Annotated in this window: 17 protein-coding genes and 2 pseudogenes; 7 read left to right on the top strand and 12 right to left on the bottom strand. The window is 68.1% G+C overall.

Annotation, left to right across the window (positions count from 1 at the left end):
• Positions 1–259 precede the first annotated feature (259 nt).
• The 4 genes and pseudogenes from N4G47_RS21070 to N4G47_RS21055 form a co-directional block, all read right to left on the bottom strand.
• On the bottom strand, positions 260–862 hold the full coding sequence (locus N4G47_RS21070; protein ID WP_025878350.1) for a response regulator transcription factor: 603 nt from the start codon (positions 860–862) through the stop codon (positions 260–262).
• Positions 859–2,081, bottom strand: a pseudogene (locus tag N4G47_RS21065) (sensor histidine kinase). Before N4G47_RS21065 ends, N4G47_RS21070 begins: the two are co-directional and overlap by 4 nt.
• Before the next feature lie 6 nt (positions 2,082–2,087).
• Positions 2,088–2,879, bottom strand: coding sequence for an ABC transporter permease (locus N4G47_RS21060; protein WP_475289844.1), 792 nt, complete (start codon positions 2,877–2,879; stop codon positions 2,088–2,090).
• Positions 2,876–3,772, bottom strand: a complete 897-nt coding sequence (locus tag N4G47_RS21055; RefSeq protein WP_475289843.1) for an ABC transporter ATP-binding protein — start codon at positions 3,770–3,772, stop codon at positions 2,876–2,878. Before N4G47_RS21055 ends, N4G47_RS21060 begins: the two co-directional genes overlap by 4 nt.
• Positions 3,773–3,974: 202 nt before the next feature.
• Between N4G47_RS21055 and N4G47_RS21050 the strand changes: the two genes are divergently transcribed.
• The 4 genes from N4G47_RS21050 (at position 3,975) to N4G47_RS21035 (ending at position 8,515) form a co-directional block, all read left to right on the top strand.
• Positions 3,975–5,222 carry an efflux RND transporter periplasmic adaptor subunit gene (locus N4G47_RS21050; RefSeq protein WP_475289842.1) on the top strand — a complete coding sequence of 416 codons (1,248 nt, stop codon included), beginning with the start codon at positions 3,975–3,977 and terminating at the stop codon, positions 5,220–5,222.
• A gap of 102 nt (positions 5,223–5,324) precedes the next feature.
• Positions 5,325–6,014, top strand: a complete 690-nt coding sequence (locus tag N4G47_RS21045) for an ABC transporter ATP-binding protein (protein WP_004153799.1) — start codon at positions 5,325–5,327, stop codon at positions 6,012–6,014.
• Positions 6,015–6,028: 14 nt separating this feature from the next.
• Positions 6,029–7,186, top strand: a complete 1,158-nt coding sequence (locus tag N4G47_RS21040; protein WP_057498632.1) for an ABC transporter permease — start codon at positions 6,029–6,031, stop codon at positions 7,184–7,186.
• Between the two features lie 12 nt (positions 7,187–7,198).
• Positions 7,199–8,515 (top strand): ABC transporter permease, encoded by a 1,317-nt coding sequence (locus tag N4G47_RS21035; RefSeq protein ID WP_309336580.1) that lies wholly within the window; start codon positions 7,199–7,201, stop codon positions 8,513–8,515.
• 289 nt (positions 8,516–8,804) lie between these two features.
• On the opposite strand, the gene rarD is transcribed toward N4G47_RS21035, so the two are convergent.
• Both rarD and yedA read right to left on the bottom strand, forming a co-directional pair.
• Positions 8,805–9,698, bottom strand: coding sequence for an EamA family transporter RarD (gene rarD / locus N4G47_RS21030; RefSeq protein ID WP_107231510.1), 894 nt, complete (start codon positions 9,696–9,698; stop codon positions 8,805–8,807).
• Positions 9,695–10,540: a drug/metabolite exporter YedA gene (gene yedA / locus N4G47_RS21025; RefSeq protein ID WP_475289841.1), complete on the bottom strand. Its 846-nt coding sequence runs from the start codon at positions 10,538–10,540 to the stop codon at positions 9,695–9,697. The genes rarD and yedA overlap by 4 nt, the downstream gene beginning before the upstream one ends.
• A gap of 357 nt (positions 10,541–10,897) precedes the next feature.
• Between yedA and N4G47_RS21020 the strand changes: the two genes are divergently transcribed.
• Both N4G47_RS21020 and N4G47_RS21015 read left to right on the top strand, forming a co-directional pair.
• Positions 10,898–12,232: an MFS transporter gene (locus tag N4G47_RS21020; RefSeq protein WP_107231508.1), complete on the top strand. Its 1,335-nt coding sequence runs from the start codon at positions 10,898–10,900 to the stop codon at positions 12,230–12,232.
• Between the two features lie 67 nt (positions 12,233–12,299).
• The gene (locus N4G47_RS21015; RefSeq protein ID WP_475289992.1) at positions 12,300–12,599 is read left to right on the top strand and encodes a hypothetical protein; all 300 of its coding nucleotides are present in this window, start codon (positions 12,300–12,302) and stop codon (positions 12,597–12,599) included.
• A 24-nt stretch (positions 12,600–12,623) separates the two neighbouring features.
• Here the strand turns inward: N4G47_RS21015 and N4G47_RS21010 are convergent, their stop codons facing one another.
• The 4 genes and pseudogenes from N4G47_RS21010 to N4G47_RS20995 all read right to left on the bottom strand — a co-directional run bounded on the left by N4G47_RS21010 (position 12,624) and on the right by N4G47_RS20995 (position 17,242).
• Positions 12,624–14,276 carry a M28 family metallopeptidase gene (locus tag N4G47_RS21010; RefSeq protein WP_475289991.1) on the bottom strand — a complete coding sequence of 551 codons (1,653 nt, stop codon included), beginning with the start codon at positions 14,274–14,276 and terminating at the stop codon, positions 12,624–12,626.
• A 105-nt stretch (positions 14,277–14,381) separates the two neighbouring features.
• A complete protein-coding gene (locus tag N4G47_RS21005; protein ID WP_475289840.1) occupies positions 14,382–15,314 on the bottom strand; it encodes an MBL fold metallo-hydrolase in 933 nt (310 codons plus the stop codon).
• A 190-nt stretch (positions 15,315–15,504) separates the two neighbouring features.
• Entirely contained in the window at positions 15,505–15,801 is a 297-nt protein-coding gene (locus N4G47_RS21000; protein ID WP_249842198.1) for a hypothetical protein, read from the bottom strand.
• 146 nt (positions 15,802–15,947) lie between these two features.
• A pseudogene (locus N4G47_RS20995) lies at positions 15,948–17,242 on the bottom strand (tryptophan--tRNA ligase).
• A 108-nt stretch (positions 17,243–17,350) separates the two neighbouring features.
• On the opposite strand from N4G47_RS20995, the gene N4G47_RS20990 reads away from it, so the two are divergent.
• A complete protein-coding gene (locus N4G47_RS20990; RefSeq protein WP_475289839.1) occupies positions 17,351–18,151 on the top strand; it encodes a hypothetical protein in 801 nt (266 codons plus the stop codon).
• A gap of 81 nt (positions 18,152–18,232) precedes the next feature.
• On the opposite strand, the gene N4G47_RS20985 is transcribed toward N4G47_RS20990, so the two are convergent.
• The gene (locus tag N4G47_RS20985) at positions 18,233–18,454 is read right to left on the bottom strand and encodes a CsbD family protein (RefSeq protein ID WP_010486972.1); all 222 of its coding nucleotides are present in this window, start codon (positions 18,452–18,454) and stop codon (positions 18,233–18,235) included.
• Positions 18,455–18,653: 199 nt separating this feature from the next.
• Positions 18,654–18,791, bottom strand: coding sequence for an entericidin A/B family lipoprotein (locus tag N4G47_RS20980; RefSeq protein ID WP_014035659.1), 138 nt, complete (start codon positions 18,789–18,791; stop codon positions 18,654–18,656).
• Between the last annotated feature and the right edge of the window lie 23 nt (positions 18,792–18,814).

Genomic DNA, 18,814 nt, shown 5'->3' with positions numbered 1-18,814 from the left:
GTTGTTGATCTAGACCTTCCAGTCCGCCTTGAGCGAGCCGAGCACCGCAGGTCCGGCGAGGGCGAAGAGGCGCGGGTGTCTGAGCGCAGCGAGTTCCCGCGCCGCCCCTCGACGGACCGAGGAGCGCAGGGCACCGGCGTGCGCAGCACGTCGGCTCGCGACCGGAGGAGCGTTTCTTTGGTTGCTTTCTTTGCGCGCAAAGAAAGTGACACCTCTCCGCGGTCGCGGAAACGACATCACCAGGAAAGGCAGTACGCTCCTACAACCACCCCTTCTGCCGTGCCAGCCGGTACGCCTCGATCCGGTTGGCCACACCCAGCTTGCCGATGCATTCGGACAGGTAGTTGCGCACCGTGCCGTGCGACAACCCCAGCTGCTCGGCGATCTCGCTGGCGGTACGGCCCTCGCCGGCCAGGCGCAGCACGCGGCGCTCGCGGTCAGTCAGCGGATCGGCCTGCGACCACGCATCCAGCGCCAGCTGCGGATCGATCGCGCGGATGCCCTGCTTTACCTTGCGCAGGGCCTCAGCCAGATTCTCCGCAGGCGCATCCTTCAACAGGTAGCCCAGCACGCCCGCTTCCAGCGCGCGGCGCAGGAAACCGGCGCGGGCGAAGGTGGTCACGATCACCACCTTGATCGGCAGTTCATGGCGGGCGATGCGCTGCGCCAGCTCCAGCCCCGACAGGCCCGGCATTTCGATGTCGGTCACCAGGATGTCCGGTTGCAGCTGCTGCAGCATGCGCCAGGCGGCCTCACCGTCGGCAGCACTGCCCAGCACCTCGATGTCCGGCTCCAGGCCCAGCAGCGCCGACAACGCACCCCGCACCATCGCCTGGTCTTCAGCCAACAGGATGCGGATCATGCGGCACCGCCCGCTGCCAGCGTCGGCGGCGTGCCCGGTGGCAGCGGTGTGGTGGCCGCGCCCACAGGCACGCGCACGGTCAGCACTGTGCCCTCGCCCTTCGCAGACTGCATCTGCAGCTGCCCGCCCAGCGCCGCCACCCGCTCACGCATTCCGCACAGGCCATTGCCTTCGGCCTGCACACCGCCGCGGCCATCGTCGCGGATCTGCATCGCCAGCATCCTTCCTTCCAGCATGAAATCCACCCGCGCCTGCGTTGCCTGCGCATGCCGGGCGATGTTGGTGGCCGCTTCGCGCAGTACCAGCGCCAGGCCGCGTTCGACGTCCACCGGCATTGCCGGTGGCGGCGCATAGTGCAGGTGCACCTGCTGGCATTCCAGCAGCAGGCGTGCCGAGGCCAGTTCGCCCGCCAGGTCGCTGGCACGGATGCCGGTGACCGCACTGCGCACCTGCGCCAGTGCCTCACGCGCGATGTCCTCGGCCTCGCCGATCTCCTGCCGTGCACGTGCGTCGCCACGGTCATGCAGCTTGCGCGCCAGCTCCAGCTTCAAGGTGATCAGCGACAAGGTATGGCCCAGCAGATCGTGCAGGTCGCGGCCGATGCGCTCGCGCTCGGCGGTGGTCGCCAGCCGCCGCACTTCCTCCTGCGACAGCTGCAATGCGGCGTCCTTTTCCTTGTTCACCGTCTCCACGTTCACCACCATGCCGATGATGAACGACACCGCCGGCACCCAGACCAGGCTCTGCCACGGGTAGTGCGCAAGGTAGGCCACCAGGTAGAACACCGCGTTGAGCGCGGCCAGCAGCAACAGATAGCGCCACCAGCGGCTGCGCCCGCAGACCCGCAGCATCACGCAGCCGAAGATGAAGTAGCTGATGCCCGACGGGTACCAGGGCACCAGCACGATGGCCAGCGCGGTCATCGCCAGCGCGTAGCGGGGCGCGTGGTGCCGCGGCGACAGCAGCAGGCGCGCATACAGCAGCAGGAACAACGGATAGCTGGCCAGGGTGAACCACAGCCAGCGCAGCGTGTAGCCCCGGAAAACAGCGGCGTCATGAATACCCACACCGTCCACAGCAGGTGGATGGCATCGGCCCAGGCCGGCTTGCCGCGGCGCAGGTTGTCGGCCACGGCCGAATCCGGCGCGGGACGCAGCAGGGAGGCAAGCCAGCTCGGCGGCACAGGAGGATCCAGGCGGGGACGATCGCTGCCGATCATGCCAGTTCAGCCGATCCGGCGCAGGCGGCGCCGCGCCAGCAGCAACGCCACGAAGGTGACCGCCAGCAGCACCAGCAGATGGCCGGCGACGCTGCCCACCGACGGCAGCCCCACCACCGGCAACGCCAGCTGCGCCAGGTGCCAGGTGGGCCACAGCGGTGCCATCATTGAAAACACCTTGGGCAGCGCCGACAGCGGCAGCCACAGCCCCGACAGCAACGCCAGCGGCAGGTAGACCAGATTCACCATCGCCGGCGCGGCGCTGGCACTGACATGGCTGCCGATCAGCAGACCGATCGCCCCCAGCGGCAACGCAGCCAGCCCCGCTACTGCCAGCAGTTGCAGCATCTGCAACGCCGACAGCTGCACAGCGCCGAATACACGCGCCACGCCGATCAACACCACCGCCACCAGCAACGCGAACATCACGGCCATGGCCAGGCGTGCCAGCAACGGTGCCGCGGCCGGCATCGGCAGCGCGCGCTTGAGCGTCAGCAGGCCGCCTTCGCGGTCCAGCGCCAGCTGCACGCCGAAACCGAACAATGCCGGTGCCATCGCGCCGAACACGCAGTAGGTGGCCAGCAGGTACAGCGGCGCGTGGCCACGCCCCAGCAGCACACCGAACAGCAGATAGAACAGCACCGGGAACAGCAACGAAGGCACGGCGAACGCCGGCGTGCGCCAGGCGCGGCGCAGTTCGGCCTGCAGTTCGGCACGGTACGGGCGCACGGCCTGGCGCCAGGCTGGGGCCGGTTGCGCGGCGCCGCGGATCAGGGCGCTGCGGATCGGGGTGTTCATGCGGCCTCCCGGGTCAGGTCGAGGAAGGCGTCGGCCAGCGCCGCGCCCTGTACTTCCAGCTCACGCAGCTGCGCGTCGGCCGCCAGCAGGCGGGCCACCACCGGTTCGGCTGGGCTGGCCAGCAGCTGCAGGTGCTCACCGTCGCGCTGCACCTGCTGCACCTCCGGCCACTGCTGCACCTGCTCGGCGGGCAGCGCAGTGCGACAGCGGATGCGGCGCGGCCGGTCGGCCAGGCGCAGCTCGGCCAGCGGCGCATCGGCCAGCACCCGGCCCTGTTCCAGCACCACCACCTGCTGCGCCAGAGCCTCGGCCTCCTCCAGATAATGTGTCGTAAGCAGCACGCCGCAGCCTTCGGCCACCAGCTGCCGGATCGCCTGCCACAGGGTCTGCCGTGCCTGGAGGTCCAGGCCGGTGGTCGGCTCGTCCAGGAACAGCACGCGCGGACGGCCACACACCGCGATGGCGAACTGCACCGCGCGCTGCTGGCCACCGGACAGCTGGGCATAGCGGCGGCGTGCCAGCGCCTGCAGTCCGGCCCGCTGCAGCACCTCGGGCAACGGCATCGGGTCGGGGTAGCAGGCACTGGCCTGGGCCACCAGCTCGTCCACCTGCAGCATCGGCGGCAGGCTGGTGCTCTGCAACATCACGCCCAGGCCGAGGCGGCTGGCGCGCTGCTGCGGGTCGCCGCCCAGCAGCTCGACCTGGCCGGCATCGGCGCGGCGCAGGCCCAACAACACGCTGATCGCGGTACTCTTGCCGGCACCGTTGCGGCCCAGCAATGCCAGCACCTGGCCAGCGCGGACCTGCAGGTCGATGCCGTGCAGGGCGGTATGGTCGCGATAGCGCACCTGCACCTGCTGCAGGCGGGCCAGCGACGGGGCGATCGGATCCATGGGCGGTACCGGTAGCGGGGACGTTGCCATCCTGTGCCGCCGTGGTCACATTTCGCAGTTGCCGCCGTCAGTGACATCGGATGACAGCTGTCACTGCCGTCATCGCTGTGCCTGCCTGCATGCTGTGCCGCACGCTCCACCGCCGGAACCGCCGCCGTCCGCCCTTCCGGTCACACCCGCCCGAACGCCTGTGATGGAACGAATGAACGCTTCTGCCGAGCTGTTGAAGGAACTCCGTATCGAACGCAAGTCGCCGCCGCCTGCCTCCGGCGGCAGTGGCGGTGGACGCCGCTGGCTGTGGATCGCGATCATCGTGATTGCGCTGCTGCTGGCCGCCGGCGCCTTCGCGCTGTTCGGCCGCACCCCCGCCGTGGAGGTGGACACCGCGCCGGCAGTGGCCATCCAGCAGGGCGGCGCCAGCAGTTCGGTGCTCGATGCCAGTGGCTATGTGGTCGCCCGGCGCATGGCCACGGTATCGGCCAAGATCACCGGCAAGGTGCGCGAGGTGATGATCGAGGAAGGCATGCGGGTCGAGGCCGGCCAGGTGATGGCCACGCTGGACCCGATCGACGCCGATGCGCAGCGCAGCCTGTACGCCTCACAGCTGCAGGCCGCGCGCAGCCAGGTAGCCGGGTTGGAAGCGCAGCAGCGGCAGGCCGCCGCCGAAGCCAGCCGCCTGCAGGCGCTGGTGGGCCAGCAGCTGGTGTCGCGCTCGCAGTACGACCAGGCCGTCGCACAGCGCGACAGCCTGCGCGCGCAGCTGGATACCGCACAGCGCAACGTCAAGGTGGCGCACGACCAGCTGGCCATCGCCGACCTGGGCGTGGACAACAACGTGGTGCGCGCGCCGTTCTCCGGCGTGGTCACCGCCAAGGCGGCGCAGCCGGGCGAGATCGTCTCGCCGCTGTCGGCCGGTGGTGGCTTCACCCGTACCGGCATCGGCACCATCGTCGACATGGATTCGCTGGAAATCGAGGTCGAGGTCGGCGAAGCCTTCATCGGCCGGGTGCAGCCGAAGATGCCGGTGGAAGCCACGCTCAACGCCTACCCGGAATGGAAGATCCCGGGCGAGGTGATCGCGATCATTCCCACCGCCGACCGCGGCAAGGCCACGGTGAAGGTGCGCGTGGCGCTGAAGGTGAAGGACCCGCGCATCGTGCCGGAGATGGGCGTGCGGGTCAGCTTCCTGGAACAGGCGCAGCCGCAGGCCGCGGCCAAGCCGCAGGGCGTGCGCGTGCCGGGCGGTGCCGTGGTCCAGCGCGACGGCGCTTCGGTGGCCTTCGTGCTGGCTGACGAGAACCGCGTGCAGCAGCGCACGGTCGAGGCCGGCCAGGCGATGGGCAAGGACCGCCAGATCCTCAAGGGCGTGAGCGCAGGCGAGTCGGTGGTGGTCAATCCGCCGGACACCCTGCGCGATGGCGCCAAGGTGCAACAGAAACAAGCGCAGTAACGGCCTGGCGCCTTCAGGCGCCGCCGGCAGCACCGTTCGACGCATGCCCCCGGCCCTGGCCGGTGCGCTTCCCCGTTTCCCGCCTTCCGTGGAGAACCACCCATGTCGACCCTGGTTTCACTGCGCAACATCACCAAGACCTACCAGCGTGGCCCCGAGAAAGTGCAGGTGCTGCACGGCATCGACCTGGACATCGCGCGCGGCGACTTCGTCGCGCTGATGGGCCCGTCCGGTTCGGGCAAGACCACCCTGCTCAACCTGATCGGCGGCCTGGACAACCCCAGCGGCGGCGAGATCAGCATCGAAGGCGAGCGCATCGACCAGATGAGCGGTGGCCAGCTGTCCACCTGGCGCAGCCACCACGTCGGCTTCGTCTTCCAGTTCTACAACCTGATGCCGATGCTGACCGCGCAGAAGAACGTGGAGCTGCCGCTGCTGCTGACCCACCTCAGTGCCGCCCAGCGCAAGCGCAATGCCGAGATCGCGCTGACCCTGGTCGGCCTGGCCGACCGCCGCAGCCACCGCCCCAATGAACTGTCCGGCGGCCAGCAGCAGCGCGTGGCGATCGCCCGCGCGATCGTCTCCGACCCAACCTTCCTGATCTGCGACGAACCCACCGGCGATCTCGACCGCCAGTCCGCCGAAGAGATCCTGGGCCTGCTGCAGCAGCTCAACCGCGAGCATGGCAAGACCATCATCATGGTCACCCATGACCCGAAGGCGGCCGAGTACGCCACGCACACGGTGCACCTGGACAAGGGCGAGCTGGCCGACGCGCCGCTGGCCCACTGACGGAGGCCACGACGATGAAATACTTCTCGCTGGTGTGGGCGCAGCTGTTCCGCAGCCGCACCCGTACCCTGCTGACCCTGTTGTCAGTGGTGGCCGCGTTCCTGCTGTTTGGCATGCTCGATTCGGTGCGGGTGGCGTTTGCCTCCGGTGGCAGCGTGGAAGGTGCCAATCGCCTGGTCGTGGCCTCGCGGCTGTCGATCACCCAGTCGCTGCCGATCCGCCTGGAAACCCAGATCCGCCAGGTGGCCGGCGTGCGCGACGTGGCCTACGGCATGTGGTTCGGTGGCATCTACCAGGACCCGAAGAACTTCTTCCCGAACTTCTCGGTCTCGCCCAACTACTTCGACGTCTACCGCGAGTTGCAGATCGACCCGGCGCAGCTGGAAGACTGGAAGCAGACCCGCACCGGTGCCATCGTTGGCGAGACCCTGGCCAAGCAGTTCGGCTGGAAGATCGGCGACACCATCCCGCTGCAGGCGACGATCTTCCCGCGCGGCGGCAGCAACGACTGGCCGCTGGAACTGAAGGGCATCTACCGCTCCAAGGACCGTGCGCTGGCCGCCAACGAAGAACGCCAGTTGATGATGAACTGGAAGTACTTCGATGAATCCAACGATTACATCAAGAACCAGGTGAGCTGGTACACGGTGACGCTGGACAACGTGGACCACGCCTCGCGCGTGGCGCAGGCCATCGATGCGATCTCGGCCAACTCCGACCACGAGACCAAGACCCAGACCGAATCAGCGTTCCAGCAGGCCTTCGTCAAGCAGTTCGCCGACATCGGCATGATCGTCACCTCGATCATGGGAGCGGTGTTCTTCACCCTGCTGCTGCTGACCGGCAACACCATGGCCCAGGCGGTGCGCGAACGCGTGCCGGAGCTGGCCACGCTGAAGACCCTGGGCTTCAAGGACAGCACCGTGCTGACCCTGGTGATGGTGGAATCGGTGCTGCTGATCGGCCTGGGCGGCCTGATCGGCATGGGCCTGGCGTCACTGGTGCTGCCGGCCATCAGCCCCAAGAGCATGGGCATGCTGCCACCGCACGTACCGACCCCGACCTGGCTGATGGGGCTGGGCCTGATCGTGGTGATCGGCATCATCGTCGGCCTGCTGCCGGCGCTGCGTGCCAAGCGCCTGAAGATCGTCGACGCACTGGCCGGCCGCTGAGGAGACCTGCAGATGAACAAGTTCAAGAAGTGGGCCGGCAACGCGTTGACCGTGCTGCTGCTGGTCATCGGCCTGGTGCTGTGGATCGGCCTGCCGTGGATCGGCGTGCTGGCCGTGGCCGTGCTGGTGGCGCTGTGGCTGCTGCTGACCCGCGGCGGGCGGCTGGCCCTGGCGGCCACCCGCATCGGCGTGGCCAGCCTGCCGCAGCGCTGGGGCGCATCGTCGGTGATCGTGGTCGGCATCGCCGGCGTGGTCGGCGTGCTGGTGGCGATGCTGGCGATGGGCGAAGGCTTCCAGGCCACGCTCAACAACACCGGCGATGACACCACCGCCATCGTGCTGCGCGGGGGCTCGCAGGCCGAGACCAACTCGGTGATCACGCGCGAACAGGTGCCGATGCTGTCCACCCTGCCCGGCATCAGCCGCGATGCGCAGGGCCGTCCGCTGCTGTCGCCGGAACTGTCACAGGTGGTCAACCTGGTGTCGAAGTCCGATGGCACCGACGTCAACGCGCAGTTCCGTGGCGTCGGCCCGCAGGCGTGGGCGGTGCATGACCGGGTCAAGATCGTCGAAGGTCGCAGATTCGGCACCGGCCTGCGCGAGATCGTGGTCGGCCAGGGCGCCAAGGGCCAGTTCCGCGACCTGGAGGTGGGCAAGACGCTGACCCTGGGCAACCAGACCTGGACCGTGGTGGGCGTGTTCGCCACCGGCGATGCGCATGACTCGGAACTGTGGACCGACGCCGACACGCTGGCCACCACCTACCAGCGCAGTGCCTGGCAGTCGATCACCGTGCGCACCGAGGGCAAGCCGGGCTTCGAGCAGTTCAAGACCGCCGTGGCGGCCGACCCGCGCCTGAAGCTGGACGTGGAAACCACCCGTGCCTACTACGGCAAGCAGGGCGGCGGCCTGACCAAGCTGATCGACATCCTCGGCAAGGTGATCGGCACGATCATGGCGGTGGGTGCAGTGTTCGGCGCGCTCAACACCATGTATGCAGCGGTGGCCACGCGTGCGCGCGAGATCGCCACCATGCGCGCGATCGGCTTCCGTGGCCTGCCGGTGGTGACCGCAGTGATGCTGGAGACGATGCTGCTGGCGCTGCTCGGCGGCCTGCTCGGCTGCGCGGTGGCGTGGCTGCTGTTCAACGGCTACAGCGTGTCCACCATCGGCAGCAACTTCAGCGCGGTGGTGTTCAAGTTCCATGTGTCGCCGGAACTGCTGTGGACCGGGCTGAAATGGGCGCTGGGCATCGGCCTGGTCGGTGGCCTGTTCCCGGCGTTGCGCGCGGCACGCCTGCCGATCACCACGGCGCTGCGCGAAACCTGAGCTTGGGTTTCGCAGCGGTACACCCGGAAGGACGGAGCGGAAGCTCCGTCCTTTTTCTGTCACGCGTCTGTGGATTGTTGGACGCGATTCATCTTGCCGGCACGCTGTCAGACCGTTGCCCAGGGAAACCCTCTAGAATCGCGCGCCCATCATCTGCAACCGCGTTCCCGTCACGGCCATCTCTCTCCTGGCCGTGGATGGAAGCAGAACGGCGCCCCTCGGGGCGCCGTTCTTTGCGGAAGCGGGGGCGGATCCCTTCGCAACGCAAAGGGCTCTGCCCCCGGAGCCGCTATCGCTTGCGCATCGCGCGCAGGTTGTCGCCGACAAACAGGATCAGGCCAGCCCAGATCGCGGCAAAGCCGATCGCCTTGCCGGTATCGAAGGCCTCATGGAAGAAGAACACGCCCAGCAACAGCTGCAGGCTCGGTGCGATGTACTGCAGGATGCCGACCAGCGACAGCGGAATCCGCTTCACGCCGTAGGCAAAACCGATCAACGGCACAGCGGTGACCACGCCCCCGAAGATCAGCAGCAGATCGTTGCGCCAGCCCCAGCCGTGGAAGAACGCGCCGCCATGGCCGTTCTCGGCCCAGATCGCAAACGCCAGCGCCGGCAGGAACAGGTACAGGCTTTCCACGCCCAGCCCGGCCACCGGATCGACCGAGACCAGCTTGCGCAGCAAGCCGTACAGCCCGAACGAACAGGCCAGGCCCAGCGCGATCCAGGGCGGCGTGCCGGCGTCGATGGTCAGCCAGGCCACGCCCACCGCCGCCATCGCCACCGCCACCCACTGCAGGCGGCGCAGGCGTTCCTTCAGCACCAGCACGCCCAGCAGCACGTTCACCAGCGGGTTGATGAAGTAGCCCAGGCTGGTCTCGATGACATGGCCGGCGTTGACCGCCCAGATGTACAGGCCCCAGTTGAAGGCGATGGTCAGGCTCGACACCAGCAGGATCGGCAGCGCGCGCGGCTGCGCGGCGATCTTCTGCCACCAGCCCAGGCGCGCACTGAGCAGCAGCCAGCCCAGCACCAGCACCGTGCTCCAGATGATGCGGTGGGCGATGATCTGGAACGAGGGCACCTCGTTGAGCAGGTGCCAGTACACCGGCACCAGCCCCCAGATCACGAAGGTGGAGGCGGTGACCAGCAGGCCGCGGCGTTGTTCTTTTTCGTCCATGCTCATTTCTTGCGCGTCCTTGCCATCGTCAGCACCACCACGCCCAGCAGGATCACCGCCATCGCCAGCAGGTCGCGCCAGCCGAAGCGCTCACCGTTGAGCAGCGCGCCCAGCAGCACCGCGATCACCGGATTGACGTAGGCGTAGCTGCCGGCCAGGGCGGGGCGCACGTTCTGCAGCAGCCACACGTAGGCGGTGAAGGCGACGATGGAGCCGAACACACACAGATAGGCCATCGCCAGCAGGCCGCCGGTGTCGGGCAGCGTGGTCGGGCGTTCCCCAACGGCCAGGCCGATCAGCACCAGCAGTACGCCGCCGCAGATCATCTGCCCGGCTGCGGTCATGAACGGGCCCGGCAGGTCCAGCCCGCGTGCCCACACCGAGCCGAACGCCCAGCCCACCGGTGCGATCAACAGCAGCACCAGCCCGGTCGGCGATGCGGTCAGGCTGCTGCCGGCATTGAGCCAGACCACGCCGAGGAAGCCGATGGCAATGCCCAGCCACTCGCCGCGGCTGGCGTGCTGGCCGCGCAGCGCCGAGAACAACGCCATCCACAGCGGCACCGAGGCCACGGCGGTCGCCGCCAGGCCCGAGGACACCTCGCGTTCGGCCAGCACCACCATGCCGTTGCCCAGCACCAGCATGGTCACGCCCATGATCAGCAGGTTGCGCCACTGCCGCAGGGTCGGCCTGGGCAACTTCCAGAACAGGCGCAGCGCCGCGTACATCACACCGCCGGCGATGATGAACCGGCTGCCGGAGACCATCGTCAGCGGCAGCGCGCCGCCATGCAGGGCCTTGGCGATGCCCAGGTAGGTCGAGCCCCAGACCACATAGACCAGCAGCAAGGCCAGCGCGACAAGGCCACCCCGGGGGCAGCCGCAGACGGAGAAGGGGGAGCCGACATGACGCACCAGCAGACGGGGAAACCGATTCTAGAGCCTTCTACAGAGGGAAATCACCCCGGTTTGCGACAACCAGCCGGTGCCCGCCGAAGCCCCCGCGATGACACCGGATACGACGATTTAGTTATGGTCCGCAGGCGTGGCCTGGTCCACCCTGTGCGGTCCCATGACCTGCCCGCCCTCCCGGCACCCGGCGTTGACGTGGGATGCAGTACCTAGGAGGCTGGCCCGCAGCGCCCTGCGCACGCCTGGCACCGATCTTTCCCGCACGGAAGCGCCGCATCGAGGATTCCCACCCAGATGAGCACCACGTCCCAACCCGCTGCCCCCAGCACCGACGGCGCCGCGCTGCGCCGCTCGATCTCCAATACCCTCAAAGGCTCTGCCGGCAACCTGGTGGAGTGGTATGACGTCTACGTGTACTCGGTGTTCGCCGTGTACTTCGAGTCGCAGTTCTTCTCGCCGGACGACAAGAACTCCACGATGTATGTGTGGGCGATCTTCGCGGCCACCTTCCTGATGCGCCCGATCGGGGCCTGGTTCTTCGGCCGCTTCGCCGACCGCCATGGCCGCCGCCTCGCGCTGACCGTCTCGGTGACGGTGATGGCGCTGTGCTCGTTCCTGATCGCCATCACTCCCACTGCGGCCAGCATCGGCATCTGGGCGGCGGTCATCCTGCTGTTCGCGCGGCTGCTGCAGGGCTTCGCCACCGGCGGTGAATATGGCGCCAGCGCCACCTACATGTCCGAGGCCGCCATTCCCGGCCGTCGCGGCTTCCTGTCCTCGTTCCACTACGTCACCCTGGTCGGTGGCCACGTTCTGGCCCAGCTGACCCTGCTGCTGATGCTGACCTTCTGGGGCAAGCCGGAAATCTCCGAATGGGGCTGGCGCATCGCCTTCGGCATTGGTGGCATCGCCGCAGTGGTGGTGTTCTGGCTGCGTCGCGGCATGGACGAGTCGCTGTCGGAGTCGTCCATCGAAGCCGCACGCGAGGGCAAGGCGCAGAAGTCCGGCTCGATGTACGAGCTGTTCGTGCACCAGTGGCGGCCGCTGCTGCTGTGCTTCCTGATCACCGCCGGTGGCACCATCGCCTTCTACACCTACTCGGTGAACGGCCCGAAGATGATCCAGAGCGCCTTCGCCGGCAACGACCCGATGACCGGCACCCTGATCAACCTGGGCGTGCTGGCTTTCCTGATGGTGCTGCAGCCGGTGGGCGGCTGGCTGTCGGACATCATCGGCCGCAAGAGCCTGCTGGTGTTCTTCGGCGTGGGCGGCGTGCTGTACAGCTGGTACCTGATCACCCAGCTGCCGCACCAGCATGACGCCACCCTGGCCTTCCTGACCCTGGCACTGGGGTTTGTCATCCTCACCGGCTACACCTCGATCAACGCGGTGGTGAAGGCCGAACTGTTCCCCACCCACGTGCGCGCACTGGGCGTGGGCCTGGGCTATGCGCTGGCCAACTCGCTGTTCGGCGGCACCGCACCGCTGCTGTACCAGGGCGCGCTGAAGACCGGCCACGTGGACTGGTTCGCCATCTACGTCACCGCGACGATCGCGGTATCGTTGGTGGTCTATGTGTTCTTCCTCACCAACAAGGGCCCGAACTGGCTCGACGGCACCCGCAAGTAAGGATGCTGTAGTGATCGCGGCCACCGGTGCAATGCCGGTGGCCGCTGCGTCTGCGGCCTCGCCGCTGATGTGGATGGCGGTGATGCTGGCCGCCGCCACCGCGCTGGCCTGGCTGCTGCGCCGCCCCGACGCGCAGGCGGCGTGGCCGCGCATCGGTTTCGGCTTCGCCCTGCTGGTGGTCTGCGCCGCGCTTTCGCTGCAACTGGCGATGGACCTGGGCAGCGGGCACAGTTCGCTGCAACTGCGCTGGAGTTCCCGCCCGGGCCCCCTGCATGACGTCGGCCTGCGCACGATGGTGGTGTGCTATCTGGCCGCACTTGCGGCGGCCGGCTGGGGCGCGTGGAAACTGCTGCGCCCACGACGGTAGTGCCGGCCGCTGGCCGGCACCCCCTCAGCGGCGGGCGGCTTCGCTCTTGTCGCGCGCGCCGCGGAACTCCGATTCCTTTTCCCACGTCGGCCAGCGGCGGCTGTTGGCCAATTCGGCACCCAGGTCGTAGACCAGCAGGGTGTCGGCGGCGTGGCCGCTCGGGTCCCAGCTCGGGGTCCAGGCATCGCAGGCCTGGTGGTAGCAGTCGGCGAAGTACTTCTCGCGCAGCGCGCGGCCGGCTTCCACGCCGCCGTCCAGCTTGTCCAGGCCCGGGCCAATGGTGATCGCCGGCACGCCCAGGCGCGCGAAGGCGAAGTGGTCGGCGCGGTAGAAGAAGCCGGCTTCCAGGTTCGGGTCCGGGCTGTAGCTGCGGCCTCGGGCCTTGGCCACGCGCTCCAGGTCGCCTTCCAGCGACACCCGGCCCTTGCCCCACGACGCAATGTCGCGGGTCGGCCCATCCGGGCTGAACATCTCGATGTTCAGCACCGCAGCGGTCTTGTCCAGCGGCGCCAGCGGGTGCGCGGCGTAGTAGCTGGCACCCAGCAGGCCCTTCTCTTCGGCGGTGAGCGCCACGAAGTACAGCGTGCGCTGCGGCTGCGGGCCGGCGGCGAACACGCGGCCCAGCTCCAGCACCGTGGCCACGCCGGTGGCATTGTCGATCGCACCACGGCGGATGCGGTCACCCTTGGCATCGGCCTGGCCGATACCGAACGCATCCCAGTGCGCAGAGAAGATCACCGCCTCGTCGCCATGCTCACCGCCGGGCAGCTTGGCCACCACGTTGCGGGTCACCACCTGCTCGCGCTTCAGCGCGAAATCCACGCTCAGCTTGGCGTTGTCCAGCGCCACCGGGCGGAAGTCGGCGCGCATTGCCTTGCGCTTCTCGGCATCGAAATCGAGGCCGGCGTCGGCGAAGATCGCCTCGGCCAGTTCGCGCTGCATCCAGCCGCGCAGCGGCGTGTGCTGGGCCATCGCGTCGGCCTGGCCGCGCTCGATATCGAACAGCGGCGAAGTGCCCGAGCTCTTCACTGTCGCCCAGCCATAGGCGGCCGGCGCGGTCTCGTGCACGATCAGCACGCCCTCGGCGCCACGGCGTGCGGCTTCCTCGAACTTGTAGGTCCAGCGGCCGTAATAGGTCACCGCCTTGCCGTCGAACGCGCCCGGCGCATCGGCCTCGAAGTCGGCATCGTTGATCAGCACCACGGCGATCTTGCCGTGCAGGTCCACGTCCTTGTAATCGTTCCAGTGGCGTTCCGGCGCGTCGATGCCGTAGCCGACGAACACCAGCGGCGCATCCTTGATCTGCACGCGCTTGCGCGGCTGCAGGCTCTGCAGGGTCACGTCCACGCCATTGGCCAGCGCGCGCTTGCCCTGCTTCAGCGACAGGCTGGCCTTGGCCGGGCCGTCCAGCTGTGCACGCACCAGCGGCACCGGCTGCACCCAGCTGCCATCCACGCCGCCCGGCTGCAGGCCATAGCTGCGGAACTGCTCGATCAGGTACTGCACGGTGCGCTCTTCGCCGGCAGTGGCCGGCGCGCGGCCCTCGAACTCGTCCGACGCCAGCACACGCACGTGACGCGACAGCGCCTGCGGATCGATGCCGCCGCCGGGCAGATCGTTGGCCGCATGGGCCAGGCCACCGACGAACAGGCAGGACGACAGCAGCAACACGCGCATCGGATTCACGGCAATACCACGGCTAGCTTGGAAGTCACCAGAGTGTAACGTGGTCGTGACATCGCGGCGCGGCTTGGGGCTGCGTCATCCACGCATGGCGTGGATCTACCTGCTGATGCGGTCCAGCCAGCAGGCCAGGCCCTGTGCGTTGAGCTCGATGTCCATCGCCAGCACCGCCGTCACGGCGGCCTCGTCCAACGCACAACCATGCTGCTGCGCGCGTTCCAGGTACAGCGCCCGCAAGGCAGCCAGCAGGCAGCGGTGGCGGTCCGGGCGGTCATCGCACTGGCGGCCGATGGTGGCCATCGCATCGATCTGCTCGAACAGATCGTCAGCCAGTTTCTGCACCTGCTGCACGCGGCCGTAATGGGTCAGGTACATCGCCTGCGGCGCGTAGTCGAGCATGCGCCGGATCGAAGCCTTCATCGCCTCCGGGTCGAACTGCACCGGCGAAGAGGTGGGGAAGATGAAGGCGCCCTGCGCACTGTCCAGCTCGCGGTAGGAGATGCCGAAGGTATCGCCGGTGAACCAGCTGCGGCTGCGCGCATCCCACACGCAGTAGTGGTGCAGCGCGTGGCCCGGTGTATGCAGCAGCACCAGCTCGCGGCCAGCCAGATCGATGCGGTGGCCGTCTTCGGCCACCACCACGCGCTGCTGCGGAATCGGCTCGATGCGGCCATAGCTGCGCGCGATCTCCTCGGCGCCGTACACCGCTGTCGCACCGGCAATCAGTCGGGTCGGGTCGATCATGTGCGGTGCACCGCGCGGATGCAGCACCGCCTTCGCGTTCGGCAGCTGCTGCATCAGCAGGCCGGCGCCACCGGCGTGGTCCAGGTGCACATGGGTCAGCAACAGCCAGTCCACCGCCTCCACGCCCAGCCCCGCGTCGGCCAGCGCCTGCAGCATGGCCGGCACTGACAGCCCGGTGCCGCAATCGACGAACGCGGCGCGGCCGTTTTCAACGATCAGATAGGCCGCATCGAAGTCGGGGCGTTGGAAGCCGGTATCGATGGTGTGGATGCTGGGGTCGGCGGTCATCGGCACGCACCTGGCAGGATCAGGAACAGACACCCATGGTAGGCGCGCAGGCGGGCCCGATTCGATGCGGCTTTGGTCGGAGGGGCATTTCGGTAGAGTCGAGCTTGCTCGACTGCGGTACACGTCCAGTCGAGCAAGCTCGACTCTACCAACGCGAAGTCGAGCATGGCTCGACCCTACAGAGGCAGGGTTACCGGTCCAGCCAGCGCGGCCGCAGCAACAGGGCCAGCACCAGCACCGCCAGGAATGCGCCGTAGGCGTACAGCACCGCCAGCACCTGCGGCCAGATCGGGCCAGCCCCGGGCTGCACCACGCCGATGTGGTGCCCCCACAGCATCGAGACGATGCTCAGCGCGAAGGCCAGCAGCAGGGTGGTGCCATCGAACAGGCGCCGGCGCGCAGTACGCGGCTGGCGCGGGAACAGCCAGTACAGGCTGCCCAGCAGCAGGAACCAGGGCAGGAACAGCAGCAGCGACAACCAGGCCATCGCAGACTCCTTCTGTTGTGCCAGGCCCACGCCTGGCAGCAGGTTCCCTGTGTAGAGCCGAGCCCATGCTCGGCTGCCCGGAAAAGCAGTCGAGCTTGGCTCGACTCTAAAGCCGAGCGTGGGCTCGGCTCTACCGCGTTAGCCGATCAGGCCGCTTCGCGCAGCGCCGCCAACGCGGCCAGCACCGCATCCACCTCGGCCTCCAGCTTGAACAGCTCGCTCTGCAGCTGGTCGCCCTGCTCGGCCTGCTTGATCACAGCGATCAACTGGCCGGCATCACGCGGCGAATCGAAGCCTTCGCTCTGGATCAGCAGCGTGCCGTCACCGGCGGTCAGCTTGAAGTAGAAACGGCCGTCCTTCTCGCGGTACTGCTTGAACAGCGGCGGTGCCACGCGGGCCACGCCGGCGTCCTCACTGGCGATGTCGCCCGCGGTGGACAGGTCGCGCAGGCCCACGGCATGGCGCAGCTCGTCCAGCAGCGGTGCCGCCAGCTGCTCGCGCAGCTGCTGGCCACGGCGCTTGAGCAGCGCTTCGATCTTCTCCGGCTCGGCCATCAGCGCGTTGTAGCGCTCGCGCAGCGGCGACAGCTCGCTGTTGATGCGCTCGAACAGCTGCTGCTTGGCATCGCCCCAGCTGATGCCGGCGGCGAACGCCTTGGCGAATTCGGCGGTCTGTTCCGGGGTGGCGAACGCCTGGTACATCTGGAACAGCGCCGAGCCCTCGGTGTCCTTCGGCTCGCCCGGTGCGCGCGAGTCGGTCAGGATCGAGAACACCAGCTTCTTCAGCTCCTCGCGCGGCACGAACAGCGGAATGGTGTTGTGGTAGCTCTTGCTCATCTTGCGGCCATCCAGGCCCGCCAGCGTCGCCACCTGCTCGTCGATCACCACGTCCGGCAGCGGGAAATACTCCTTGCCGTACACGTGGTTGAAGCGCTGGGCGAAGTCGCGCGCCATCTCGATGTGCTGGATCTGGTCACGGCCCACCGGTACCTGGTTGGCCTTGAAGATCAGGATGTCGGCAGCCATCAGCACCGGGTACATGAACAGACCGGCGCTGACGCCCGCATCTTCATCCACGCCTTCCTCGCGGTTCTTGTCCACCGCCGCCTTGTAGGCGTGCGCGCGGTTGAGGATGCCCTTGCTGGCAATGGCGGTGAGGAACCACATCAGCTCGGTGGTCTCGCGGATGTCGCTCTGGCGGTAGAACCACACATGTTCCGGGTCCAGGCCGCAGGCCAGCCAGCTGGCCGCGATCTCCAGGGTCGCGCGCTGGGTGCGCTGCGGGTCCTGCGATTTGATCAGGCTGTGCAGGTCGGCCAGGAAGAAGAAGCTCTCGATCCCCGGGGCGCGGCTGGCCGCGATCGCCGGACGGATGGCGCCAACGTAGTTGCCCAGATGGGGCGTGCCGGAGGGGTGATGCCGGTAAGGACTCGGGTCGTCATGACTGCGTGGGGAAACCTTCGATGAACGGGGCCAGTTTACCGTGCCGGCGGCCAACCCCGTCAGGGCCAGCGGCGCGTTCATTCACGCAACCCCGCTGGAGACGACCGATGAAACGCCTGCTGCCCCTGCTGCTGATCCTGCCCCTGGCCGGTTTCCGCCCGGCCCCGCCCCCGCCACCGGTGTACGAGGGCGGCCCGGTGCGCATGACCCTGGTCGACCGCGACCGTGGCACCGAACTGCGCAGCTACCCCGCCGAAGGCCAGCGCTGGGTGGCCGGCGAGCGTGGTCATCGCTACGCGGTGCGCCTGTACAACGACAGCCCGCGCCGGGTGCTGGTGGTGCTGTCGGTGGACGGCATCAATGCCATTTCCGGCGAGGATGCCGATCCCTCGCAGACCGGCTACGTGCTCAATCCCGGCCAGCGCGCCGACATCACCGGCTGGCGCAAGAGCCAGGACGAAGTGGCGCAGTTCGTGTTCAGCAGCCCCAGCGGCAGCTACGCCAGCCGCACCGGTCGCCCGGACAACATCGGTGTGGTGGGCGTGGCCGTGTTCGAAGAAGCGCGGCGCTGGCGCCCGGAGCCGATCCTGCGCCGTGGCGTGCCGCTGCCGGCACCCGCCGCGCAGGCCGAAGCCGCCGCTGATGCCAGCGCCAGCCGCATCGAGGGCTACGCCAGCAAATCGCAGGCCCCGGCGCTGGGCACCGGCCACGGTGCGCGCGAGCAGTCCTCGGTGCGCGACACCGAGTTCGAGCGCGCCAGCCGCAGCCCGGCCCAGGTGCTGCAGCTGCGCTACGACAGCGCCCGCAACCTGCGTGCCCGCGGCATCCTGGTCGACGCGCCCTCGCGCCTGCCGCGCGAACCGCAGGCGTTCCCGAACCGCTACGTGCCCGACCCACCGGCGCGTTGAGCGCAGACAACACAACGCCCGCAACCTCACGGTGCGGGCGTCGTGCTGTGGGGGAACGTGCTGTGGGGGAAACCGTAGCGCTTACTTGTAGTCCGGGTAGTCCTTGCTCACCGCATCCTGGAAGTCACGGACTTCCTTCTCGGCGCGGTCCTTGGCCCAGCCATAACGTTCCTGCAGGCGGCCGGCCAGGTACTCGGCATTGCCTTCGGCCACATCGAAATCGTCGTTGGTCAGATCGCCCCACTTGGCCTGGGCCTTGCCCTTCAGCTGCGACCACTTGCCGGAAATGATGTCTTTGTTCATTGCTGGGAGTCCTTGGTTGCAACGGCGTTCTTACCGTGGCTCCAGCTTCGCGCAGCGGCTGTTGAATACCGGTCAACCGGCAATGAAATGCGTGCTCACCTGCTTGAATGGTTCACTACCCCTGCACGCCCGCGCAGATCAGCACGCACAAAAAAGGCCGGGAAGCCCCGGCCTTTTTCTGTTGCGTTCCGCGCCGGGCTTACTTGCCCTTGGCGGCGTCCTCAACCTTTTCACCGGCCTTCTGCACGTCCTTGCCAGCACCGGCCACGGTGTTGCAACCGGCCAGCAGGGCCACCGAGAACATCGACAACAGCATCAGGGCAACTACGCGCTTCATGGGCTTCTCCTTGGGTTCGCCGC

This window comes from Stenotrophomonas sp. GSD10 (assembly GCF_056172695.1).
The sequence above is the reverse complement of the archived record's forward strand: the minus strand, read 5'-3'. Positions and strand labels throughout refer to the sequence as shown.